Genomic DNA, 22,574 nt, shown 5'->3' with positions numbered 1-22,574 from the left:
TGGCGTTATCCCTTCACGGCGCCCGCGGTCAGGCCGCCGACGACCTTGCGCTGGAGGAAGAGGAAGAGGAGGAGGATGGGGATCGCGAAGAGCGTGGAGGCGGCCATGGTGGCGCCCCAGTCGTTGCCGAAGACGCTCTGGAAGCTGCTCAGCCACAGCGGCAGGGTCTGCGCGTGGGCTTCCTTGTTCACGACCAGGACGAGCGGGAACTCGTTCCAGGCGGTGATGAAGCCGAACATCGAGGTGGCCATCAGACCGGGCGCGAGCAGCGGGAAGATGACCTTGCGGAACGCCTGGCCGCGGGTGCAGCCGTCGACCATCGCCGACTCCTCCAGCTCCTTGGGCACCGCGGCGACGAAGCCGCGCAGCGTCAGGATGGTGAAGGGCAGGATCATCATCGTGTAGAAGAGCGTCAGCGGGACCAGGCTGTTCAGCATCGACGCGTCCCGGACGATCATGTAGATCGCGATGATCATGACTTCCCAGGGCGCCATCTGCGCCATCATGAAGCCGATGATGAAGCCGCGCCGCCCCTTGAACCGCATCCGGGCCAGGGCGAAGGACGCGGCGAGCGCGATCAGCAGCGAGAACGAGACCGCGAGGCCGGTGACGATGAAGGAGTTCGCGACGAACGTCCAGAAGTTGTCCGCCGAGACCGCGGTCGAGAAGTGCTTGAAGGTGAAGTCGGTCGGGAACCAGACCGGGTCCTCGGAGATGATGTCACCGGTCGGCTTGAACGCCGTGGAGAACATCCAGTACACGGGGAAGACGAACCCGATGAACAGGATGATGGCGGTGACATTGGGCCACACACGGCCGAAGAGCGAGCGCTTCACAGCTCCTCCTCCTCTTGCTTGAGCACGAGCCGCAGGTAGTACGCGGAGATTCCGAGCAGGATCAGGATGGTCAGTACGGCGATCGCGGCACCCATGCCGTAGTGCTGGTTGCCGACACCCTCGACGTAGGCGTACACGGGCAGGATCTCGGTGAGCCGGTCGGGGCCGCCGCCGTTGAAGGTGAAGACCTGCACGAACGCCTTGAAGACCCAGATGACCTCAAGGAACGTGGTCGCGTAGAGGAACGGGGAGAGGAACGGCATGGTCACCGTGCGGAAGCTGCGCCAGGCGCCGGCTCCGTCCAGGGCCGCGGCCTCGTACAGCTCGCCCGGGATGGTGGTGGTGGCCGCGTAGAGGTTGAGCGCGACGAACGGGATGGACATCCAGACGATCAGCACGGTGACGACGAAGAACGTCGACATCTGGCTGCTGGTCCAGCTGTAGTCGGCCATGGAGTGCCAGCCGAGTTTGTCCAGCACCCAGTTGACGACACCGAAGCGCTGGGCGAACAGCCACTGGTAGACGGTGGTGGCGGCGACCACGGGCATCGCCCAGGTCAGCACCAGACCGACCATCAGCACGATCCGCATCTTCTTGCCCAGCTTGGCGAGCAGCAGACCGATGAGTGCGCCGAGCACCATGATCAGGGCGACATTGACCGCCGTGAACAGGATCGAGCGAACGGTGACCCGCCAGAAGTCCTCTCCGGTGAGGGTCTCCTTGTAGTTGTCGAAGCCGTTCCACTCGGTGACGCGCTGGATGAGCTGCGCCATATTGAGGTTCTGGAAGGACAGCAGGAAGTCCTTCAGCAGCGGCCAGCCCAGCAGCAGCACGGTGGCCACGACTGCGGGCGCCAGCAGCAGGTACGGCAGATAGTCACCGGCGCGTTTCGGTGGTCTGCCCGGCCCGCCGGTCGGCGTCTTGCGGATCGGCACCTGATCCGAGGGCGGCCGTTCGGTCTGCACGGTCATGCTCGCGATCTCTCTTCTAGACCTACGTACGTTCGCCGGGGCGGAGACGGTCCGCGGACCGCCCCCGCCCCGGCTTGAGCGCGGGAGCGCTGGTGCGACTACTCCTGCGACAGACGCTTGTTGAACTCGCCCTCGACCTGGGCGGCGGCCTCGGCCGGGGTCTTACCGTTCAGCACAGCGGTCAGGTAGGTCTTGATCGGGTTGGGCGCGTTCTCGACGGCGGCCCACTCGGCGATCAGCGGCGTGGTGCCACCGCCCGCGGCGGCCGGCGCGGCGGCCTCGGCGGCGGCGTTGCCCGCCAGGTTGGACTGGAGCGACTCCTTGTTGGGGATGACGCCGTTGGCCTTGGCGAGCTTGCCCTCGAACTCGTCCGAGAGAATGATCTTCATGAACTCCTTGGCCAGATCCTGCTTCTGGCTGCCCGCCGCGACGGCGAGGTTGGAGCCACCGAGGAAGACACCCTCGGGCTTGTCCGCGGTCGGACCCGGGATGGTGAAGTAGCCGATCTGCTCCTCGATCTCGGCGTTGGCCTCGATCGCGATGCCGGCTTCCCAGCCCATGCCGATGAAGGCGCCGACGTTGCCCTCGGCGAACACCTCACCCTGCTGCGGGGTGGCCTCGTCCTTGTCCTTGGGGGCCTCGGACAGGGCCTGGAACTTCTTGTAGGTCTCCGCGGCGGCGGCGACCTCGGGCGAGTCGAGGTTGGAGACCCACTTGTCGCCGTCCTGCTTGACCAGTTCGCCGCCCTCGCCGACCACCAGGCCGACGAAGTGGTACCAGTTCTGGCCGGGCAGGTAGATCGGCTCGGCTTCCGTCTCCTCGCCGATGGTCTGGAGGTTCTCGTAGAACTCGTCACGGGTCTTCGGGGTGGTGGTGATCCCCGCGTCCGCCCAGACCTTCTTGTTGTAGAGGACCACGCGGTTGGCGAAGTACCAGGGAGCCGCGTACTGCTTGCCCTCGTAGACGGAGGAGTTGTTGAGCGCCTCGGTCCAGTCGGCGCCGATCTCGGTCTTGAGGTCGGCCAGGTCGGCGAGGCCGCCGGTCTTGGCGTAGGCCGGGGTCTGGGTGTTGCCGATCTCGAAGACGTCCGGCGGGTTCTCCTCGGACAGGGCGGTGGTCAGCTTCTGCTGAATACCGTTCCACTGCTGGACCTCGAAGTTGACCTTGGCCTTGGTCTTCGTCTCGAAGGCCGCGGCCACCTCCGCCTGCCAGTCGTCGGGGGACGAACCGTCCATCACCCAGACGGTCAGCTCCTGCCCCGCGTAGTCGCCGGGAGCGGCACTGTCGCCACCCTCACTGCCGCTGCCGCTGTCGCCCCCGCACGCCGCGATGGAAACCATCATCGCCGCGACACCGATCGCGGATATCAGCTTGCGCTTCACGCCACCCTCCTCAGGGATGCCACAAACCCCCCTGCCTCCCCGCGGTGCTCGTCGAAACGCCGTGCGTACCGTCAATGGGGCCGGGACCTGGACCAATGGTGTAGACCAGTACGGGGAGCTTGGCTCAGACCAATTGGCCTGTCAAGGGTGCTCATCGGCCCTCTCGGTGTCCGTGATGACACCGAGATATGCAGAGACCTTTCATTGCGCAAGCCACGTATCGGACGTACCACTGCGGGCATACCACCTGCGTGATCCTGTCGTGATGGACTAGACCAACGAGGGTCACGAAGGTATACAGAGGAGATCACGGACCTGCGACGGACCACGGGGGAGGCGATCGGGCCGACCACGAGTGTCCACGCGCAGAGAAAGCCGTGCCACGATGTGAGCCGCGGCCGGCGGGTGCCGGTCGCTTCGGCATCCGGAGCCGGGAAGGCAGAGCATGACCACGGACGTCAGCAGTGCGGAGAACGAGGGTGGGGCGACCGTCCGTACCGCGCGTGTGCCCAAGTACTACCGCCTGAAGAAGCATCTGCTCGACATGACGGAGACGCAGACTCCCGGCACCCCGGTGCCGCCGGAGCGCACGCTCGCCGCCGAGTTCGACACCTCGCGCACCACGGTCCGCCAGGCGCTCCAGGAACTGGTGGTCGAGGGGCGCCTGGAGCGGATCCAGGGCAAGGGCACCTTCGTCGCCAAACCGAAGGTCTCCCAGGCACTCCAGCTCACCTCGTACACCGAGGACATGCGCGCCCAAGGGCTGGAACCCACCTCTCAACTCCTGGACATCGGCTACATCACCGCCGACGACCGCCTCGCCGGACTGCTGGACATCACCCCCGGCGGCCGGGTGCTGCGCATCGAGCGGCTGCGCATGGCCAACGGCGAACCGATGGCCATCGAGACCACCCACCTCTCCGCCAAGCGCTTCCCCGCCCTGCGCCGCAGCCTCGTCAAGTACACCTCCCTCTACACGGCCCTCGCCGAGGTGTACGACGTCCATCTCGCCGAGGCCGAGGAGACCATCGAGACCTCGCTCGCCACTCCGCGCGAGGCGGGACTGCTGGGCACCGACGTGGGTCTGCCGATGCTGATGCTCTCCCGCCACTCCGTCGACCGCGACGGCAAGCCGGTGGAGTGGGTGCGGTCGGTGTACCGGGGTGACCGGTACAAGTTCGTCGCGCGACTGAAGCGGCCGGAGGCGTAGGACGTCCTACGGGGGTGACCGTACGCGGCGACGGCGTCCGGCCGTGGCCGACGGGGTTCCACACCCGGGCGGGCCGCAGCGTAGGCCCATACGTCCGCTTTACACAATCCCCTTACCCGACACGGCCGTTCACGCCGTAGCGCGCCTCACACAGCTGTCGTAGCGTCCTCCCGTCATCGCACACGACGGGAGGACGACCCGTGCGCACAGCGAATGCCCGCTCCATCGTCATCTGGACCCTGGTCACGCTGGTCGGAGCCACCGGCTGGACGGTCCTCGCGCTCTCCCGGGACGAGGAGGTCTCCGCGGCCTGGATGGTCGCGGCGGCCCTCGGCTCGTATGCGATCGCCTATCGCTTCTACTCCAAGTTCATCCTGTACAAGGTGCTGCGGGCCGACCGCACCCGGGCCACCCCCGCCGAACGCCTCGACAACGGCATCGACTACCACCCCACCGACCGCCGCGTCCTGCTCGGCCACCACTTCGCGGCCATCGCCGGGGCCGGTCCGCTCGTCGGCCCGGTGCTCGCCGCGCAGATGGGGTATCTGCCGGGCACGATCTGGATCATCGTCGGGGTGATCTTCGCGGGCGCGGTGCAGGACATGGTCGTCCTCTTCTTCTCCACCCGCCGCGACGGCCGCTCGCTGGGGCAGCTGGCCCGGGAGGAGATCGGCCCGTTCGGCGGGGCGGCGGCGCTGCTCGCCGCGTTCGCCATCATGATCATCCTGCTCGGGGTGCTGGCGCTGGTCATCGTCAACGCGCTGGCCGAGTCCCCGTGGGGCACGTTCTCCATCGGTATGACCATCCCGATCGCCCTGCTGATGGGCTTCTATCTGCGGGTGCTGCGCCCCGGCCGGGTGGTCGAGGTGTCGGTGATCGGCGTGGCCCTGCTCCTCTTCGCGCTGATCGCGGGCCGCTGGGTCGCCGAGTCCTCCTGGGCCGACACCTTTACCCTCGCCCCCTCCACGCTGGTGATCTGGCTGGTGGCGTACGGCTTCATCGCGTCGATCCTGCCGGTGTGGATGCTGCTCGCTCCGCGCGACTATCTGTCGACGTTCATGAAGATCGGCACGATCGTGCTGCTCGCGCTGGGCGTGATCATCGCGATGCCGACGCTGAAGATGGACGCGGTGACGCCGTTCGCCTCGAACGGGGAGGGGCCGGTCTTCGCGGGTTCGTTGTTCCCGTTTGTGTTTATCACTATTGCCTGCGGCGCGCTGTCCGGCTTCCATGCCCTGATCTCCAGCGGTACGACGCCGAAGATGATCCAGAAGGAGACGCAGGTCCGGATGATCGGCTACGGCTCCATGCTGATGGAGTCGTCGGTGGCGGTCATGGCGCTGGTCGCGGCCAGCATCATCGACCCGGGCCTCTACTTCGCGATGAACGCCCCCGCCGGGGTCATCGGCACGACGGTGGAGAGCGCGTCCCAGGCGGTGGCCGGCTGGGGCTACTCCATCTCGCCGGAGGAACTGGCGCAGGCGGCGAAGAACGTCGAGGAGTCGTCGCTGCTGTCCCGGACCGGCGGTGCGCCGACCCTCGCGGTCGGGGTCTCGGAGATCTTCTCCCAGGTCACGGGCGGGGGGCTACGGGCCTTCTGGTACCACTTCGCCATCATGTTCGAGGCGCTGTTCATCCTGACCGCGCTGGACGCGGGCACCCGGGTCGGCCGCTTCATGCTCCAGGACATGCTGGGCAACGTCTACCGGCCCTTCAGGAACATCAGCTGGAAGCCGGGGCTGGTGGTGACGAGCGCGATCGTGTGCGGCCTGTGGGGCTACTTCCTCTGGGTCGGTGTCCATGAGCCCCTGGGCGGTATCAACCAGCTCTTCCCGGTCTTCGGCATCGCCAACCAGTTGCTGGCGGCGGTGGCGCTGGCGGTGTGCACGACGCTGCTGGTGAAGTCCGGGCGGCTGAAGTGGGCGTGGATCACGGGTGTGCCGCTGGTGTGGGACGTGACGGTGACGCTGACCGCGAGCTACCAGAAGGTGTTCTCGTCCGACCCCAAGGTCGGCTTCTTCAAGCAGCGCCAGATCTTCCAGGACGCGATCGACCGGGGCGAGGTGCTGGCCCCGGCCAAGAGCATGGACGACATGCGGACGGTGGTCATGAACTCGACGGTGGACGGGGTGCTGACGGCGGCGCTGGCCCTGCTGATCATCGTGGTGCTGATCGACGCGGGGAGGGTGTGCGTGCGGCATGTCCGCCGCCCGGCTCTGTCGACGCTGAGCGAGGCGGCGTATGTCGAGTCGAGGATTGTGGCGCCGGACGGGTTGTTCGCGACGAAGGAGGAGAAGGCGGAGATGAGGGAGAGGGAGGAGGCGGAGCGTGCGGGGGTCGGTACTGCGGTGGATCGGTGAGGGGGTGGGGGTGGGGGTGTCGCGATGGATCGGTGGGGGCGTGCGGGTCTCGCGGTGGATCGGTGGGGGCGTGCGGCTGTCGCGGTGGGTCGGTGGGGGCGTGCGGCTGTCGCGGCGGATCGGTGAGGGCGTGCGGTGGTATCTGCGGGAGCTGACGGACGAGTCGGCGTACGACCGGTACTGCGCGCATCTGAGGAAGGGGCACGCGGAGGCGGAGGTGCCGACGCGGAGGGAGTTCGAGCGGATGCGGGTGGAGCGGGCGGAGGCGGATCCCCGGGAGGGGTTTCGGTGTTGTTGAGGGGTGGGGGTGGTGTCGGTACGGGGTCGGGTGCGGGTCCGTTGTGGTGGGTCGCGCAGTTCCTCCCCCAGAGGGGGCACCCCCAGCGGCCCTGGGTGGGGTGGTCCGGCCGGGGTGAGGAGGTCCCGGCCGGATGGGTGGGGGGCTACTGGTCCCCGGTACGGCAGCGGGGGCAGCGGCAGGGTGGCCAGCGGAGGGGGTCGAGGAGGAGGAGTGGGCCGGGGCCGGGGCGGTAGGTCCGCTGCGGGGTGTGGCCGGTGCGCTCGCCGTCGGGGCGGACGCGGTACGTCTCGATGGTCATCCGGGACTGTCCGGGCGGGGGCGGGGTACCGGCGTTCATCGGGGGGTCCGTTGGGCGGGGATGCGGGGCGTGGACAAGGGTGCGGGGACGCGCCCGCGCGACGCGGGGTTCCCGCAGACGGGACAGACACCGGCGCGGCGCTTGCCGGGGCCTGGGAGTAACAAGGACAGCGCCCACTTCGAGAGCGTATGGATAATGCTCACTGTCATCAGCTCCTACTGGCTGGTGGCCACGCCCCCGGACGTTCGCCGCGTCGCGGGGGTCTTTACGTGTCGTAAAAGCCAATCGGAGGAGCTGGGCCGCCACCACTGCACAACTGCCGCACCAAGGCTGCGCTTTGGCTTCACTGGGTACGCTCACCAAGGCAGACCACAGCCGGATGGAGTGCGGTCATGGCAGGCAAGCGGAAGCGCTTGGCGCAGCGCCGGAAGTCGAGCGGTTACACCCAGGAACGCTTTGCCGAGGCGTTGAGCGTGGATCGCAGTACGGTGCAGCGCTGGGAACGCGGGGAAGTCGATCCGCACCCGCATCAATGGCCGAGGATGGCATCGCTGCTGGAAGTCGAGCCGGAAGAACTGGCGTCGATACTGGCTCCCGCCCCGGCCGGCCTCCCCCTCCCCCGTGATGAGAGAGGCGAGGATCTGGCACTCAGCATCCGGGATATGTCCCGGCATCTGGTCGCGCTCGACAATGAGATGAACGGGTTGCCCATCGCGGATGTGGCGGCCCGATCATTCAAGAAGGTCCATCGCCGTCTGGGGGAAGACGCCTACGACGGCGCGAATGAACACGACATCCAGGCAGCGGCGGCCGAATTGGCCGAGGTCGCCGGATGGGCCCTCTTCGACGCCGAGGAACATGCGGCTGCCCGCCGGTTCAATCAGGAGGCTTTGTTCCTGGCACAGCTCTCGGGTGACCGATCCATCGAGTTGCTGATCCTCCAGAACATGGCGATGCAGGCCGGATGGGTGGGGCGACCCCGCGAGGAACTGGCCATCGCGCGGTCGATCATCGAGAGATCCGGGATCTCGCCGCGCGTCGAAGCGATCTTCAGGGTGCGTGAGGCGAAGGGATTGTCCGGCTCGGGGCAGGAAGCGGAGGCCACCCGGTCCTTCGCCCATGCCCGCTCCCTCCTCCAGGAGAGCGAACGGGAGAACGACCCGATGTGGGCGTGGTGGATCACTGCGGACGAAATCGACGGGCATCAAGGATTCGCCTTCCAGGACTGGGGAGAGTGGAAGAAGGGGATTCCCTACCTCCAAAGAGCCGTGCGCCAGGAAGCGGGGGCCAAGGTGGGATACCGGGGTATCTCCGGGGTCCGCCTCCTGGCCTGCTATCTGGGAGTGGAGGCGTGGCAGGAGGCCGAGGAACTGGCCACGTCGATCGTCCCGGTCATCGGCGAGACATCCTCAGCCCGCACCCTCCGACTACTGACCAGAACGGCCCGCTACGGCAGAACACTGCGCGCTGTTCCCAGCGGTCTACGAGACGCTCTGGAACAGATCGAATCCTCGATAGCGGAAGACCCCTACTGCATCTGATGCCCGCCCACGTTCGTGGAAGCCACGGGACAGAATCCGGCCCGCCGCTTGCGTGAGCCGACGAGAGTGAATTACCCGACCGCCAAGGGAAACCAGAGAGCCACCATGCCCCAAGAGGCCCCCCACCTTGACCTGGCCAACGTCCTGCGCGCCCGCATCCTCGCCGGAGAATGGGCCGTCGGTGAGCGCCTGCCCTCGCGCGCGCAGCTCGCCGACGAGTACGGCGTGGGCAGGAACGTCACCCAGCGTGCCGTCGACCGCCTGATCATCGAGGGCCTCCTGGAAGGCCGCGCCGGATCAGGGACGTACGTCCGCAAGCCACGCCCACGGCTCCGTATGGTCCGCTCCCGCCACCGCGAACGGCGTGGCGGTTCACCGTTCCGCGCCGACATGAAGGAGCAGGGCAGGACCGGCACCTGGGAGGCGCACAGCGCCGCCCGCACCCCCGCCCCGGAACGCATCGCGGAGCGCCTGGCCATCGAGCCCGGAGACCTCTGCGTCTTCACACGGTACGAGTTCCTCGGCGACGGTCAGCCGGTCCAGCTCTCCGAGTCGTGGGAGCCCATGGCGATCACGGACGGCACTCCGGTCGTACTCCCCGAGATGGGTCCGCTCGCGGGCATGGGGGTGGTCGAGCGCATGCGGTCCCTCGGTGTCGTCATCGACACCGCCGTCGAGATCCCGCGCCCCGGCCGCGCCACCCAGGAACAGGCCAACCTGCTCGGCATCAACCTCGGCGACCTGCTGCTCACGATCGAGCGCACCTACTACGACACGGACGGACGCCCCATCGAGACGGCGGACATCGCCGTGCCGAACGTGCGCTGGGAAGTCGCGTACGAGTTCGGGGTCGACCGGTCCTGACGAGGAGACGGCGCCCACGGGCCCAACCAGCCACCCTCTGAACGCCGAGCACCCCCACCCCCCTAAGGGGCGCTGGGGGTGCCCCCTCTGGGGGTGGGGGTGCCCCCTCTGGGGGAGAACTGCGCGACCAGCCCACCACGACCCGCACCCGGCATCCCACCCCCACGCACCGGCGTTCCCGACCGAGCCGCCGACACCGTGATCTTCATCGCACCCGGCGGGACGCCCGCCGCCGCGAGCGACGAGGCCGAGATCCGCATCCTCGCCGTCGCGCCCAAAGCCCGGCGTCACGGCATCGGTGAGGCCCTCGTCCGGGCCTGCATCGCTCGCCCCGGCGCGGAGCGCATCGTGCTGTCCACGCAGAGCGGGATGCACGCCGCCCACCGCCTCTACGAACGGCTCGGTTTCGTCCGTACCCCGCACCGGGACTGGAATCCCGTGCCGCACCTGGACGACCTCACTCTTCTCACCTACGAGTTGACACTGTGAAACCGGCGCGACACAACATCTGGGGGTGACACGGCGACCGGGCACTACATGTATGCTCATGCTCGCTGTCGCCGCAGGGGAATCCGGTGCGAATCCGGAACTGTCCCGCAACGGTGTACATGTGCGTATTCGCGGTGCCATCCAGCCCCGTGTCAGCACGCCATGGCCAGTCCGAGGACCTGCCGACAGTGCGCCCGGCCACCCGGCCCGGGTGCCATGACGTCCGGGCCTCGTGGAATGGGCCGGTGGACGCGACGCGTACCCGCGCTCGTGCGTCACCGCCCCCTGCCCTCCCCGAGGCCCCGTGCCGAGCGAGGGAGAGCCCCACGTGACGATCGCGCCAGCAGACCCGGCTTCAGCAGTCACCCCCGCGGCTACCGCCACGGAGCCCGACGGTCCCGGAACCGCCCTCCTGCGGACGCTGACGACGCTGACCGCCGACCTCCCCGACGCCGACCCCGGCCGGGTGGCCGCCGCCGCGCTGCGGGGCCGTTCCGCCCGCGCGGACGAGGCGGAGTTGCGGGAGCTGGCGACCGAGGCCGCTGCCGGGCTGATCTCCGAGGACCCCGCCTACTCCCGGCTGGCCGCCCGGCTGCTGACCCTCACCATCGCCGCCGAGGCCGCCTCGCAGGGTGTCACCACCTTCACCGGGTCGGTGGCGACCGGTCACCGCGAGGGCCTGATCGCCGACCGCACCCACGATTTCGTACAGACGTACGCGGAGCGGCTCGACGGCCTCATCGATCCGACCGCCGACGACCTCTTCGGCTACTTCGGGCTGCGCACCCTGCACAGCCGCTACCTGCTGCGCCACCCCATCACCCGCAAGGTGATCGAGACCCCCCAGCACTTCCTGCTGCGGGTGGCGGCCGGGCTGGCGGAGGACGGGACCGTCCGCGCGCTGGACGAGGTGGCGGCCCTCTACCGGCTGATGAGCCGGCTGGACTACCTCCCCTCCTCCCCCACCCTCTTCAACTCCGGCACCCGCCACCCCCAGATGTCCTCCTGCTACCTCCTCGACTCCCCCAAGGACGAGCTGGACTCCATCTACGACCGCTACCACCAGGTCGCCCGGCTCTCCAAGCACGCCGGCGGCATCGGGCTGTCGTACTCCCGGATCCGGTCACGCGGTTCGCTGATCCGGGGCACCAACGGGCACTCCAACGGGATCGTGCCGTTCCTGAAGACGCTGGACGCCTCGGTGGCCGCCGTGAACCAGGGCGGGCGGCGCAAGGGCGCGGCGGCGGTGTACCTGGAGACCTGGCACTCCGACATCGAGGAGTTCCTGGAGCTGCGCGACAACACCGGTGAGGATGCCCGGCGTACCCACAATCTGAATCTCGCGCACTGGGTGCCGGACGAGTTCATGCGGCGGGTCGACTCCGACGGCGTCTGGTCGCTGTTCTCCCCGGCGGATGTGCCGGAGCTGGTGGATCTGTGGGGGGACGAGTTCGACGCGGCCTATCGGGCGGCGGAGGCGAAGGGGCTGGCGCGCAAGACCCTGCCCGCCCGCGATCTGTACGGGCGCATGATGCGCACCCTCGCCCAGACCGGCAACGGCTGGATGACCTTCAAGGACGCCGCCAACCGCACCGCCAACCAGACCGCCGAGCCCGGCCAGGTCGTCCACTCCTCCAATCTCTGCACGGAGATCCTGGAGGTGACGGACGACGGCGAGACGGCCGTCTGCAATCTCGGGTCGGTCAATCTCGGCGCCTTCGTCGACCAGGCCACCGGGGACATCGACTGGGAGCGGCTGGACGAGACCGTCCGTACCGCCGTGACCTTCCTCGACCGGGTCGTGGACATCAACTTCTACCCGACCGAGCAGGCGGGCCGCTCCAACTCCCGCTGGCGGCCGGTCGGCCTGGGCGCGATGGGCCTCCAGGACGTCTTCTTCAAGCTGCGGCTGCCCTTCGACTCGCCGGAGGCGAAGGCGCTGTCCACCCGGATCGCCGAGCGGATCATGCTGGCCGCGTACGAGGCGTCCGCCGATCTCGCCGAGCGGGTCGGCCCGCTGCCTGCCTGGGAGAAGACCCGTACCGCCCGAGGGGTGCTGCACCCCGACCACTACGGGGTCACCACCGCCTGGCCCGAGCGGTGGGCCGCGCTGCGGGAACGTATCGCCGTCACCGGGCTGCGCAACTCCCTGCTGCTGGCCATCGCCCCGACCGCGACCATCGCCTCCATCGCCGGGGTGTACGAGTGCATCGAGCCGCAGGTGTCCAACCTGTTCAAGCGCGAGACGCTGTCGGGTGAGTTCCTCCAGGTGAACTCCTATCTGGTGCAGGATCTGAAGAACCTGGGGGTGTGGGACGCGCGGACCCGGGAGGCGCTGCGCGAGGCCAATGGGTCGGTGCAGGGCTTCGGGTGGATCCCGGAGGAGGTGCGGGGGCTGTACCGGACCGCCTGGGAGATCCCGCAGCGCGGTCTGATCGACATGGCCGCCGCCCGTACCCCGTATCTGGACCAGTCCCAGTCGCTGAATCTGTTCCTGGAGACGCCGACCATCGGGAAGCTCTCCTCGATGTACGTCTACGCCTGGAAGCAGGGGCTGAAGACCACGTACTACCTGCGCTCGCGTCCGGCGACCCGGATCGCGCGCGCCGCCCAGGGGCAGAGCCGCCCCGAGCAGTCCATCCCCCTCCAGCAGGCCGCCGCCGACCCCGAGGCCGTCGCCTGCTCCCTGGAGAACCCCGAGTCCTGCGAGGCATGCCAGTAATGTCCACCCACCGAAGCCAGAACCTGCTCGACCCCGGGTTCGAGCTGACCCTCCGGCCGATGCGCTACCCCGACTTCTACGAGCGCTACCGGGACGCCATCAAGAACACCTGGACGGTCGAGGAGGTCGATCTCCACTCGGACGTCGCCGATCTGGCGAAGCTCAGCGCTGCCGAGCAGCACCTCATCGGCCGGCTGGTCGCCTTCTTCGCGACCGGCGACTCGATCGTGGCGAACAATCTGGTGCTGACCCTCTACAAGCACATCAACTCACCCGAGGCGCGGCTGTATCTGTCCCGGCAGCTCTTCGAGGAGGCCGTGCACGTCCAGTTCTATCTGACGCTGCTGGACACCTATCTCCCCGACCCGGAGGACCGCAACGCCGCCTTCGCGGCGGTGGAGAACATCCCCTCCATCCGGGAGAAGGCCGCGTTCTGCTTCCGCTGGATGGACTCGGTGGAGAAGCTGGACCAGTTGGAGACGGCCTCGGACCGGCGGCGGTTCCTGCTGAATCTGATCTGCTTCGCCGCCTGTATCGAGGGCCTGTTCTTCTACGGGGCCTTCGCCTACGTCTACTGGTTCCGCAGCCGGGGTCTGCTGCACGGTCTGGCCACCGGCACCAACTGGGTGTTCCGCGACGAGACCATGCACATGTCCTTCGCGTTCGAGGTGGTCGACACCGTCCGCAAGGAGGAGCCGGAGCTGTTCGACGACCGGCTCCAGGAGCAGGTGGTCGGCATGCTGCGGGAGGCCGTCGAGGCCGAGCTGCAGTTCGCGCGCGACCTGTGCGGTGACGGCCTCCCGGGGATGAACACCGAGTCGATGCGGCAGTACCTGGAGTGTGTCGCCGACCAGCGGCTGACCCGGCTGGGCTTCGCGCCGGTCTACGGCTCCGAGAACCCCTTCTCCTTCATGGAGCTCCAGGGGGTTCAGGAGCTGACCAACTTCTTCGAGCGGCGGCCCTCGGCGTACCAGGTGGCGGTGGAGGGCACCGTGGACCTGGACGAGGACTTCTGAGGGTCCCGGTCCGCCGGTCGGTCCTCCCCTCGCTCGGCCTCCCTGAGCTGACGGTCGATGCGCCCCTCGCGCACCGCGCCGATCAGCGCGGGGAGGATCACGAGGAGCAGGATGCCGAGAACGGCCAGCATGCCGAGGAGTCCTTCTGTCTGTGCGCTAGTCATGACATCAGTGTCCTGTCGGATACTCCTTACCAACAGTGGCAGGACTGCCGTACGCCCTCGATTTCCTGCCAAGGGCGCGGCACACTGGCACCATGCTGAAGAACGTGGCCGTCGCCCTGCTCGACGGCGCTCACCCCTTTGAGCTGGGGGTCGTCTGCGAGGTCTTCGGAATGGACCGCAGCGAGGAGGGACTGCCGGTCTACGACTTCGCCGTGGTCTCCGCCGACGGCCCCAGCCTCACCACCCATGTCCCCGGCTTCACCCTGACCACCGAGCACGGCCTGGAGCGGCTGGAGAGCGCCGACCTGATCGCCGTCCCGGCGGGCAACGAGTACGTCGTCCGGGACTATCCGCCCGCGTTCCTGGACGCGCTGGTCCGGGCCGTCGACCGGGGCGCCCGGGTGCTCAGCGTCTGCTCCGGGGTCTTCGTGCTGGGCGCCGCCGGGCTGCTGGACGGCCGGCGCTGCGCCACCCACTGGATGCACGCCGAGGAGCTGTCCCGGCGCTATCCGCGCGCCAAGGTGGAGCAGGACGTGCTGTACGTGGACGACGATCCGGTGATCACCTCGGCGGGTACCGCCGCCGGGATCGACGCCTGTCTGCACATCGTCCGCAAGGAGCAGGGCACCGAGGTCGCCAACCGGATCGCCCGGCGGATGGTGGTCCCGCCGCACCGGGACGGCGGCCAGGCCCAGTACATCGAGCGCCCCCTGCCCGCCTCGGCCTGCGACACCGTCGGCGAGGTGCTGGCCTGGATGGACCAGCACCTCGCCGAGGAGATGACGGTCGAGCAGCTCGCGGCGCGGGCGCTGATGTCCCCGCGCACCTTCGCCCGCCGCTTCCAGCAGGAGACCGGCACCACCCCCTACCGCTGGATCCTGCGGCAGCGGGTGCTGCTGGCCCAGCGGCTGCTGGAGGCGTCGGACGAGACGGTGGAGGGGATCGCCGCGCGCACCGGGTTCGGCTCGGCGGCGGCGATGCGGCACCAGTTCCTGCGTGCGGTGGGCATCACCCCGAACGCCTACCGGCGCACGTTCAGGGGCCCGGAGGCCGCCTGACCTCCTGGCCCCCGGTCCCTGACGCGTGGTCGCTAACGCGCCACCGGGGTGAGCAGCAGCCGGTTGGGCCGCAGGGTGATGCCCACCCGGGTGGTGTCGTCGGAACCGGCCACCTGCTCGAACCGGTACCGGGTGGCCACCGCCGCCGTGATCAGCGACAGCTGGGCCATCGAGAAGTGATCGCTGGGGCACTTGCGATTGCCGACGCTGAACGGGCTCATGGCGAATTTCGGAACGTCCTTAGCCCGCTCGGGAAGCCACCGGTCGGGATCGAAGGAGAGGTTCCCGTCGTACGACCGCGGATCGCGCTGGACCGCGTACGGGCTGTAGACGATGTCCGCACCGGCCGGAATGCGATACCCGCCGAGTTCGGAGTCCGCCACTGCACGGCGGGTCAGTATCCATACGGCGGGACGCAAACGCATCGCCTCGACGACGACATTGTTGGTGTGGGTCAGCTTGCGGACGTCCCCGAATGCGACCGGGCGCCCGCCGGTGACGGATTGGACCTCGTCGCGCACCTTGTCCGCGTGCTCCGGATGTTCGGCGAGGATGTGGAGCAGCCACATGATCGTGGACGCCACGGTTTCACTGCCGGGCAGGACTATCGCGACCACCTGGTCGTGGATCTCCTGTTCCCCGATGGGGTCACCCTTTTCGTCCTTCGCCGACAGCAATGCCGTCAGCAAATCGTCCGGCTTTTGACCGGAGGCCCGGCGCTCGGCGACGATCTCGTCCACCAGGAGATGCAAATCGGCCAAGGCCCGGTTGAATTTCCGGTTGGCCGGAAGCGGTAGCCGGTAGAGCGGGCCGAGCGGCACCACCATCCGCCGGTACATGCCCTTGAAGACCACCGCGAGCGCGTCGCACAACCGCTCCGCCCGCTCGTCCATGTAGTCCCCGCGCAGCAGACAGCGGGCGGCCACCCGCACCGCGACCCGGAACGCCTCGCCGGTGCAGTCGATGGTCGCGCCGGGCTGCCAGCGCTCGGTCAGGGCATGGGCCTCCTCCTCCATGATCGCCCCGTAGGACGGGATGGCGTCGAGCCGGAAGGCGGGCTGGATGGTGCGCCGCTGGCGGCGGTGGCGCGGGCCGTTGGCGGTGGCCACGCCCTCCTTGCCGAGCAGGCCCTCCAGGGACTCCCAGAGCGGGCCGTCGATCTTGTAGTTGGGGTCGAGGGCGAGCGCCCCGGTCAGTTCCGGGGTGGTGACGGCGTACACCGTCTTGGGACCGAGCCTCAGCCGGACCACCTCGCCGTGGGCGCGGAGCCCGGACATGAAGCCGAGCGGGTCGCGCACCAGTTTCAGGCCGTGCCCGACCACCGGCATCCCACCCCCCGCGAGGGGCGGTTCACGCAGTTCCTCGGGCCCGGGTGCGGTGGCTCCGGGTCTCACCGACTCGACGGTCATTTCTCACCTGCCGCTTCGTTGTTGACGTACGGGGGCGTGGACCGGTCGTCCCAGCTGTCGACCCGGTACCGGCCGGATTCATGGTGGAACCAGTAGACGGAACTGAACCAGTTCCGCATGTTCGCGACGCAGGCGCGGACGGCCGCACCGAATTCCTTTCCGACCACCGTGCCGTCGCCGTCCAGTTCGTCGGCGAATATCAGAGCCTGCTGTTCGGCGACCAGGAATTCAGAAATACATTCCTCGACCCGGCGCCGTACTTCGGCGACGGATTCTTCGAGGGTCAGTCCCTCATGGGTGACCAGACTGATCCCGAGATTGTGCACCTCGGCGCCCGCTATTTCCTTGGGGAGTGAGCAGAGGTCGTTGTACCAGGCGGCGAATTCCTGACTGAGCAGCGCCGCCCGGCGAAAGGCCGGGTGTCTGCGCACCGGGCGCGGGAGTTCCAGCCCGGCGGCCGGCTCCAGCAGATCCGTCCAGATCGAGTGCGCGAAGGTCAGCCGGCGCAGCGCGAGATATTCCTCGACGCCGGGGACGATCCCCTCGGTGCGGTTGTGGAACTCGCGGTCGTACGCCTCGATGACCGCGTGGAAGTGCCGTACGAAGCGCGCGTTCCAGGTACCGGGCAGAAAGGACAGCAGCCGGGTCATACTGTCCGCGAACCCCGCCACCAGGGGATCCTTGTGGTGCAGATGGCCCCCGGGGGCGTCGAGGGCCGCGTGCAGCCGCTGCCGCAGCCGGCGCCAGGACTCGGGGCGGTGGTGCACGATGTCCCGGTCGTGGCGGTCGTCCCAGACGAAGAACCAGGTGCTGTAGTCGCCTATCGCCTGGAGTACGTCATCCGGGGCGCCGATGTAGAACCCGGCCATGAGATCGGTGTAGCAAAGTCCATCGGCATATTCCTCCACTGTGTCGGCCGGCATGAGCCGCATTTCGAGCAGCCAGGTACGGGTCTTCTCCTGGAGCCGGGGCCAATACGGGTGCAGCTGCCGTGGAAACGCCGACTCGATCACCGGGAGAGAGAGCGATGGTGGGATCGCGGTCGTCGTCGATGTGGTGCCGTGTGGGAAAGACACGAACAAACCCCTCTCAGCCGCCAGTTGCGCACACCCCTCCCGAGTACCGGGCGGGCGCCGTTGCGTATCCCCGCACTTCCCATTCAGCACCACAACTGACCGATCTGGGAACGGATTTGCTCCATTCACTACCCCAACATGCCCCGAATCCCCTCTTGCGTGACCGATTGTGGATCAGTAGGAGTGGGCACCCGATCGGCCGGACGGCGGACAGACGAACGGCGCCCGACCGGTTTCCCTCCCGGTCGGGCGCCGTTCGTCCGGCTGCCGTCGGCAGCCGCTCAGTCGTTGGGGACGACGGGGTAGCGCGGCTCGTTCTCGGCCATCTGCCGCAGCGCGTCCTTGCGCTCCCGCTTGGACAGCCGGTCGATGTAGAGGTACCCGTACAGATGGTCGGTCTCGTGCTGCAAACACCGAGCGAAGTATCCGCTGCCCCGCACCTTGATCGGATTGCCCCGCTCGTCCTGCCCGGTCACCTCGGCGTAGTCCGGCCGCGCGAGCGGCGCGTACGCCCCCGGCACCGAGAGACAGCCCTCGTTGCTGTCGTCCAGGCTCCGCCGCTCCGCGGGCAGCTCCACCACCTCGGGGTTGCAGACCACCCCCACATGCCGGTTGCCCTCGTCGTCCGGGCAGTCGTACACGAACACCTTCAGATCGACGCCGATCTGATTGGCGGCGAGCCCGACGCCCTCGGCGGTGCGCTGGCTGGCGAACATGTCGTCGACCAGGGTGCGCAGCGCGTCGTCGAACTCGGTGACGTCCCGGCACTCCTTGTGCAGCACCGGGTTGCCCACGACCGTGATCGCCCGCGAGGTCCCCCGCTCACGGTAGGCAAGCTCCCGCTCCTCGCAGCCCTCCGTGTCCACGACAAACCCATCCGCGTCGACGGGAAGCACGCCCACGTGCTGCTGTTCGGTGTCCTGCTGAGCCATGACGGACGTACGCCTTCCTGAAAAGAACTAGGGGTAGATGCACACACAGGGTACGCAGCCATTCAGGGGCGCGGGGAACCGCGCGAGAAGCGACCACCGACCCGCACCCGGCACCAAAAGATCAACACACCTCTTCGAGATCCCGCCAGTCCCGCGACTCCGGAGAGTCAGCCACCCACCCGTCCAGCAACCCCCGCACCAGCGAAGCCGGCGCAGCCACCCCGCACTCCCGCTCCGGCACCCACAGCTGCCCGTCCGTCCGGTGCCCCAGCGGCCCCGGCTGACCCGGCTCGCTGTGATCGTGGGGATCCAGATGCTCCCCGTCCCCCTCGTCGGACGGCATCCGTGACTCCGAGCACAGCCGGCACAGCAGCCGCACCGACGACGACCAGTCCTCCGCCGCGAACCCGGCGTCCGCGGCCAGCTGCTCCAGCGCGTCCCGGTCGGCCTCGGTCGCCGCGTCCAGCAGCACCACCCAGGTCGGCACCGGTGACGGCGCCCACAGCTCGATCTCGTCGAAGACCGGGTAGGCGTGCCCGGCGGAGGTGGTCCGCTCGCCGTGCGGCACCCCGTCGTGCAGGACGACCTCGCCCCAGCGCCGCCCCGACGACGGCAGCGGGATGGACAGCACCTCGATCCGCGCCGGATCCAGCCGCCGCCCCCACACCACCTCGGCCTCGCCCTCCGGCGACAGCCGGACCGCCGCGCTGCCCAGATCCATGCCGACCGGCTCACCGGAGTCGGTGGCACCGCCCGGTACGTGCAGCCCGTACGCCTGCCAGGCGCGGCGGGCCAGCGGCCAGTCCTGGAGGGCGGTGGCGGCGATCCCGACGTTCCACCAGTCGGGTGCCCCGGTCTCCCGGTCCAGCAGGGCGACCGCCCGGAGCCCGGCGGCCCGCGCCTGCTCCCAGTCGTGCCGGAACTTGTGCAGCAGGGCCAGGTTGAACCAGGACTCCGACAGCCAGGGCTCCAGATCGGCCGCCCGTGTCAGCAGCGCTCCGGCGTCCTCGTACCGGCCGTCGCCGATCAGCGTGAACGCACGGTCCGTGGCCTGCCGCCAGGAGGCGGAGGGCCGGTGCCGTCCCTTGCCGAAGATCCTCACGATTCCCGCCTGCCAGTTCCGTTCGGTGGGCTGGCCGAGCCCCCGGACACCCTCTTCCTCGCATCCAACCACGTACCGCTGGAAGGGCGCTCATTACCCATGGGTTACCCAGCCGGGCCCGGGGTCAGACCCCCTGTGCGGGCCCCCGCTCACCCGGTCCCGCCCTGGTTGGCCAGCACCCTGGCGAGGGCTTCCACGACCTCCGGGGCGTAGTCCCCGGCGGTCGCCAGCCGCAGTTCCTCCAGCGCGGTGAGCGGCCCTCCGGGACCGGCTTCCCGCGCTTTCTCCTCGTACGCGTTGACCGCCCTGACGATCCTCGCCGCCACCGGCTGTTCGCGGTAGGGGTCGGCCTGGCGTTCCACCACGGCGGCGACGGCCGCGTCGACGCCGGTCTGGCGGACGACCGCGCCGCCGAGCAGGGCTATCCGGCGCTGCTCCGCGGCGGGCAGCTCGGCGGTGGCGCCGGCCGGGACCGGGTCGACCAGGCTGAGCTGGCCGATGTCGTGCATCAGGGCCGCGTACTCCAGCACGGTCAGCTCCGGCTCGGTGAGCCCGAGGTCCCGGCCGACGGCCTGGCTGAGGGCGGCGACCCGGTGGGCGTGCCCGGCCGGGGTGTACCCGGCGATCTCGGTGGCGCGGGCGAGGGAGGCGATGGTCTGGCGGTAGGTGGCGCGGACGGCGGAGTAGCGCCGGAAGGTGACCTGGGCCAGCAGCAGCGGCAGCGCGAACAACGGGAGCGCCCACAGCCCGGCGACGGCGACCCCGAGCGCCATCACCGCGCCGGTCGCGCACACCGCCGAGCCGATCCCGCGCATCGCCCGCAGCTCCTCGCGCAGCAGCGGGCCGAACGGCCAGCCGGTGCGGGCGTGCGCCAGCGCCCCGGCCAGCACGGCGTCGCAGAGCGCGGTCAGGGCCAGGATCAGGGTGAGCAGCAGGGCGTAGCCGGGGCCGCCCCAGTCGTCGAACACCCCCTGCCGGTACAGGGGCTGGAAGCAGACGGCGGCGAAGCCGACGCTCAGGATGCGCCGGGTGAGATGGTCGAGGGTCGGGCCGCGGCGGCGGGCGATGTGCGGGACGCTCCCGGCCAGGGTCGCCGCGAAGACGACGGTGACGACCTGGACGACCCCGTGCTCGGTCGGCGTCCCGGCCACCGAGCCGAGCAGCGCGTACGAGAGCGCCCCGGCCGTGGCGAGCGGCGCGGCGTCGCGGTCCTCGGTCCAGGTCCAGCGGGTCAGCTCACCGACGGCCACCAGGATCCCGAACACCAGCGCGATCCCCCGTCCCGCCAGCCCGTGCCACAGGGTCAGGGCGAGACAGACGCAGGCGGCGAGCCCGGCGTAGCCGTGCAGCAGCCCGCACAGCACCCGGCCCGCCATCCGGTCCGGCGACCGGCCCGGCACCGCGTACGCGGTCACCGGTGCGCCCCCTGGCGGCGGACCGCCGCCGGGAGGGAGATACGGGGGGCGCGGGGTTCGTCGGAGGTGACGGCCGGGTGCCAGCCGGTGGGGTGGTCGCCGGTGGGGGCCCGGCCCAGCGCCCGGACCAGGGCCTCGACCATCCGCGGGTCGAACTGCGCGCCCGCGCAGCGCCGCAGTTCCGCGAGCGCGACCGGTACCGGGCGGGCCCGGCTGTAGGAGCGGGTGGAGGTCATGGCGTCGAAGGCGTCGGCGACGGCGACGACCCGGGCGGGTTCGGGGATCTGGCTGCCGGCCAGGCCGTAGGGGTAGCCGCTGCCGTCGAGGCGTTCATGGTGGTGGAGGATCGCGGAGCGGGCCTCGCCGAGGAAGCCGATGCCGCGCACCATCTCGTGGCCGTACTCCGGGTGCAGTTCGATCACCCGGCGTTCCTCGGGGGTGAGCGGCCCGTCCTTGCGGAGCAGCCGGGTGGGGACGCCGAGCTTGCCGACATCGTGCAGGATCCCGGCGAAGCGGATGAGTTCGACGCGCTCCTCGTCCAGGCCGAGTTCCCGGGCTATCAGCATCGACGCCTGGCCGACCCGCTCGCTGTGGCCGCGGGTGTAGCCGTCCTTGATGTCGACGGCCTGGACCAGCGCGCGGATGGTCGCCTGATGGGCGGCGCTCTCCCGGTGGTACTGGGCGAACGCCCACCAGGAGACGCACATCGGCAGCAGCACCAGCAGCGCGGCGACCGGCCCGTAGGGGCTGCGCCACAGCACGGCCATCATCAGCCCGGCGAGTCCGTGCACGGCGATCGGCCCGAGCGAGCGGGACAGCAGCCCGCGCCAGGCCCGCCGCGCGGGGACGCCCTCGGCCAGCACGAGGATGCCGCCGTCGAGGGCGGTGAGGACCAGGCCGAAGGCGAGGACGGCGGCGGCGGCCGGGAGCAGCGCGTAGGGGAAGTCGGAGGCGACCACCGCGTCCCGGCCGCCGAACGTCCAGTGGGCGTGGGTCGCGGTCCAGACGGCGACCACCAGCCGCGAGGCCCGCCACAGCCGCCGCCAGCCGCGCGGGCTCTGCTCGACCTCGGCGATCAGCGCCCCCGGCAGCACCACCAGCGCGGCGGCGGGCGGCGGCAGCAGAAACGCCCCGGCGAGCAGCACGGGGTAGCAGGTGCCGGCGAAGCGGCGCCGGGCGAGCCGCTCCCCCGCCGCGTGCAGCACGGCCAGGGCGGCGACGGCCCACCACGGGGTGCGCAGTCCGGCGACGGGGGTGAGACAGGCGAGCGCGATCAGCGCGGCACAGGCGATGTACACACGGGCCTGTGCCGGTCTCGCCGCCATGACGCCCTCCCCCGAGCCTCTCCATGCCTGTCCAGGCTCCGGAGCCTAGGACGGCGGGGCGGGGAACGCGGGCGGATAACCCGTTGATTAGCACGTTCGGGTG

The 22,574-nt window shown here is 69.5% G+C and carries 19 protein-coding genes, 1 pseudogene and 1 riboswitch; of the genes and pseudogenes, 9 read left to right on the top strand and 11 right to left on the bottom strand.

Annotation, left to right across the window (positions count from 1 at the left end; all coding sequences use genetic code 11):
* Positions 1-5 precede the first annotated feature (5 nt).
* The 3 genes from ABZX40_RS02395 to ABZX40_RS02385 all read right to left on the bottom strand — a co-directional run bounded on the left by ABZX40_RS02395 (position 6) and on the right by ABZX40_RS02385 (position 3,189).
* Complete coding sequence (locus ABZX40_RS02395) at positions 6-836, bottom strand: carbohydrate ABC transporter permease (protein WP_355749171.1); 831 nt, start codon at positions 834-836, stop codon at positions 6-8.
* Positions 833-1,807 (bottom strand): sugar ABC transporter permease, encoded by a 975-nt coding sequence (locus ABZX40_RS02390; protein WP_355749168.1) that lies wholly within the window; start codon positions 1,805-1,807, stop codon positions 833-835. The genes ABZX40_RS02395 and ABZX40_RS02390 overlap by 4 nt, the downstream gene beginning before the upstream one ends.
* A 98-nt stretch (positions 1,808-1,905) precedes the next feature.
* Positions 1,906-3,189, bottom strand: a complete 1,284-nt coding sequence (locus tag ABZX40_RS02385; RefSeq protein WP_355749165.1) for an extracellular solute-binding protein — start codon at positions 3,187-3,189, stop codon at positions 1,906-1,908.
* A gap of 445 nt (positions 3,190-3,634) precedes the next feature.
* Here ABZX40_RS02385 and ABZX40_RS02380 point away from each other — a divergent pair, with 445 nt between their 5' ends.
* The 3 genes from ABZX40_RS02380 (at position 3,635) to ABZX40_RS02370 (ending at position 7,057) form a co-directional block, all read left to right on the top strand.
* On the top strand, positions 3,635-4,399 hold the full coding sequence (locus ABZX40_RS02380) for a GntR family transcriptional regulator (protein WP_355749162.1): 765 nt from the start codon (positions 3,635-3,637) through the stop codon (positions 4,397-4,399).
* 200 nt (positions 4,400-4,599) lie between these two features.
* On the top strand, positions 4,600-6,759 hold the full coding sequence (locus ABZX40_RS02375) for a carbon starvation CstA family protein (protein ID WP_355749159.1): 2,160 nt from the start codon (positions 4,600-4,602) through the stop codon (positions 6,757-6,759).
* 100 nt (positions 6,760-6,859) lie between these two features.
* A complete protein-coding gene (locus ABZX40_RS02370; protein WP_355749185.1) occupies positions 6,860-7,057 on the top strand; it encodes a YbdD/YjiX family protein in 198 nt (65 codons plus the stop codon).
* A 145-nt stretch (positions 7,058-7,202) separates the two neighbouring features.
* Here the strand turns inward: ABZX40_RS02370 and ABZX40_RS02365 are convergent, their stop codons facing one another.
* Positions 7,203-7,397: a hypothetical protein gene (locus ABZX40_RS02365; protein WP_355749157.1), complete on the bottom strand. Its 195-nt coding sequence runs from the start codon at positions 7,395-7,397 to the stop codon at positions 7,203-7,205.
* A gap of 353 nt (positions 7,398-7,750) precedes the next feature.
* Between ABZX40_RS02365 and ABZX40_RS02360 the strand changes: the two genes are divergently transcribed.
* The 5 genes and pseudogenes from ABZX40_RS02360 (at position 7,751) to ABZX40_RS02340 (ending at position 13,990) form a co-directional block, all read left to right on the top strand.
* Positions 7,751-8,899: a helix-turn-helix transcriptional regulator gene (locus tag ABZX40_RS02360; protein WP_355749154.1), complete on the top strand. Its 1,149-nt coding sequence runs from the start codon at positions 7,751-7,753 to the stop codon at positions 8,897-8,899.
* A gap of 105 nt (positions 8,900-9,004) precedes the next feature.
* The gene (locus ABZX40_RS02355) at positions 9,005-9,763 is read left to right on the top strand and encodes a GntR family transcriptional regulator (protein ID WP_355749151.1); all 759 of its coding nucleotides are present in this window, start codon (positions 9,005-9,007) and stop codon (positions 9,761-9,763) included.
* A 243-nt stretch (positions 9,764-10,006) separates the two neighbouring features.
* A pseudogene (locus ABZX40_RS02350) lies at positions 10,007-10,252 on the top strand (GNAT family N-acetyltransferase); the annotation flags it as partial.
* A 45-nt stretch (positions 10,253-10,297) separates the two neighbouring features.
* Positions 10,298-10,454, top strand: a riboswitch (cobalamin riboswitch).
* Between the two features lie 126 nt (positions 10,455-10,580).
* Positions 10,581-12,974: a ribonucleoside-diphosphate reductase subunit alpha gene (locus ABZX40_RS02345; RefSeq protein ID WP_355749148.1), complete on the top strand. Its 2,394-nt coding sequence runs from the start codon at positions 10,581-10,583 to the stop codon at positions 12,972-12,974.
* Complete coding sequence (locus ABZX40_RS02340; RefSeq protein WP_355749145.1) at positions 12,965-13,990, top strand: ribonucleotide-diphosphate reductase subunit beta; 1,026 nt, start codon at positions 12,965-12,967, stop codon at positions 13,988-13,990. Before ABZX40_RS02345 ends, ABZX40_RS02340 begins: the two co-directional genes overlap by 10 nt.
* On the opposite strand, the gene ABZX40_RS02335 is transcribed toward ABZX40_RS02340, so the two are convergent.
* Positions 13,903-14,154: a hypothetical protein gene (locus tag ABZX40_RS02335; RefSeq protein ID WP_355749142.1), complete on the bottom strand. Its 252-nt coding sequence runs from the start codon at positions 14,152-14,154 to the stop codon at positions 13,903-13,905. The genes ABZX40_RS02340 and ABZX40_RS02335 overlap by 88 nt on opposite strands.
* A 92-nt stretch (positions 14,155-14,246) precedes the next feature.
* On the opposite strand from ABZX40_RS02335, the gene ABZX40_RS02330 reads away from it, so the two are divergent.
* Positions 14,247-15,212 (top strand): helix-turn-helix domain-containing protein, encoded by a 966-nt coding sequence (locus ABZX40_RS02330; protein WP_355749139.1) that lies wholly within the window; start codon positions 14,247-14,249, stop codon positions 15,210-15,212.
* Positions 15,213-15,244: 32 nt separating this feature from the next.
* Here the strand turns inward: ABZX40_RS02330 and ABZX40_RS02325 are convergent, their stop codons facing one another.
* The 6 genes from ABZX40_RS02325 to ABZX40_RS02300 form a co-directional block, all read right to left on the bottom strand.
* Positions 15,245-16,621: a cytochrome P450 gene (locus ABZX40_RS02325; RefSeq protein ID WP_355749136.1), complete on the bottom strand. Its 1,377-nt coding sequence runs from the start codon at positions 16,619-16,621 to the stop codon at positions 15,245-15,247.
* Positions 16,618-17,634 carry a multidrug MFS transporter gene (locus ABZX40_RS02320; RefSeq protein ID WP_355749182.1) on the bottom strand — a complete coding sequence of 339 codons (1,017 nt, stop codon included), beginning with the start codon at positions 17,632-17,634 and terminating at the stop codon, positions 16,618-16,620. Before ABZX40_RS02320 ends, ABZX40_RS02325 begins: the two co-directional genes overlap by 4 nt.
* A gap of 344 nt (positions 17,635-17,978) precedes the next feature.
* Positions 17,979-18,629: a peptide deformylase gene (def, locus tag ABZX40_RS02315; protein ID WP_355749132.1), complete on the bottom strand. Its 651-nt coding sequence runs from the start codon at positions 18,627-18,629 to the stop codon at positions 17,979-17,981.
* A 121-nt stretch (positions 18,630-18,750) separates the two neighbouring features.
* Complete coding sequence (locus ABZX40_RS02310; protein WP_355749129.1) at positions 18,751-19,731, bottom strand: hypothetical protein; 981 nt, start codon at positions 19,729-19,731, stop codon at positions 18,751-18,753.
* Positions 19,732-19,880: 149 nt separating this feature from the next.
* Positions 19,881-21,107: an HD domain-containing protein gene (locus ABZX40_RS02305; protein WP_355749179.1), complete on the bottom strand. Its 1,227-nt coding sequence runs from the start codon at positions 21,105-21,107 to the stop codon at positions 19,881-19,883.
* A 35-nt stretch (positions 21,108-21,142) separates the two neighbouring features.
* Positions 21,143-22,471 carry an HD-GYP domain-containing protein gene (locus tag ABZX40_RS02300; RefSeq protein WP_355749126.1) on the bottom strand — a complete coding sequence of 443 codons (1,329 nt, stop codon included), beginning with the start codon at positions 22,469-22,471 and terminating at the stop codon, positions 21,143-21,145.
* Between the last annotated feature and the right edge of the window lie 103 nt (positions 22,472-22,574).

It is taken from the genome of Streptomyces sp. NPDC004610, assembly GCF_040609715.1.
In the GTDB taxonomy this organism is placed as follows: Bacteria; Actinomycetota; Actinomycetes; order Streptomycetales; family Streptomycetaceae; genus Streptomyces.
This window is presented reverse-complemented; position numbering and strand designations above follow the sequence as displayed.

What these genes read in the sequence shown, in the direction of transcription:
- ABZX40_RS02360 (WP_355749154.1), top strand. Translation starts at nt 7,751, where the DNA reads ATGGCAGGCAAGCGGAAGCGCTTGGCGCAGCGCCGGAAGTCGAGCGGT.
- ABZX40_RS02380 (WP_355749162.1), top strand. Translation starts at nt 3,635, where the DNA reads ATGACCACGGACGTCAGCAGTGCGGAGAACGAGGGTGGGGCGACCGTC.
- ABZX40_RS02340 (WP_355749145.1), top strand. Translation starts at nt 12,965, where the DNA reads ATGCCAGTAATGTCCACCCACCGAAGCCAGAACCTGCTCGACCCCGGG.
- ABZX40_RS02325 (WP_355749136.1), bottom strand. Translation starts at nt 16,621, where the DNA reads ATGACCGTCGAGTCGGTGAGACCCGGAGCCACCGCACCCGGGCCCGAG.
- ABZX40_RS02335 (WP_355749142.1), bottom strand. Translation starts at nt 14,154, where the DNA reads ATGACTAGCGCACAGACAGAAGGACTCCTCGGCATGCTGGCCGTTCTC.
- ABZX40_RS02330 (WP_355749139.1), top strand. Translation starts at nt 14,247, where the DNA reads ATGCTGAAGAACGTGGCCGTCGCCCTGCTCGACGGCGCTCACCCCTTT.
- ABZX40_RS02305 (WP_355749179.1), bottom strand. Translation starts at nt 21,107, where the DNA reads ATGGCGGGCCGGGTGCTGTGCGGGCTGCTGCACGGCTACGCCGGGCTC.
- ABZX40_RS02390 (WP_355749168.1), bottom strand. Translation starts at nt 1,807, where the DNA reads ATGACCGTGCAGACCGAACGGCCGCCCTCGGATCAGGTGCCGATCCGC.
- def (WP_355749132.1), bottom strand. Translation starts at nt 18,629, where the DNA reads ATGGCTCAGCAGGACACCGAACAGCAGCACGTGGGCGTGCTTCCCGTC.
- ABZX40_RS02355 (WP_355749151.1), top strand. Translation starts at nt 9,005, where the DNA reads ATGCCCCAAGAGGCCCCCCACCTTGACCTGGCCAACGTCCTGCGCGCC.
- ABZX40_RS02300 (WP_355749126.1), bottom strand. Translation starts at nt 22,471, where the DNA reads ATGGCGGCGAGACCGGCACAGGCCCGTGTGTACATCGCCTGTGCCGCG.
- ABZX40_RS02365 (WP_355749157.1), bottom strand. Translation starts at nt 7,397, where the DNA reads ATGAACGCCGGTACCCCGCCCCCGCCCGGACAGTCCCGGATGACCATC.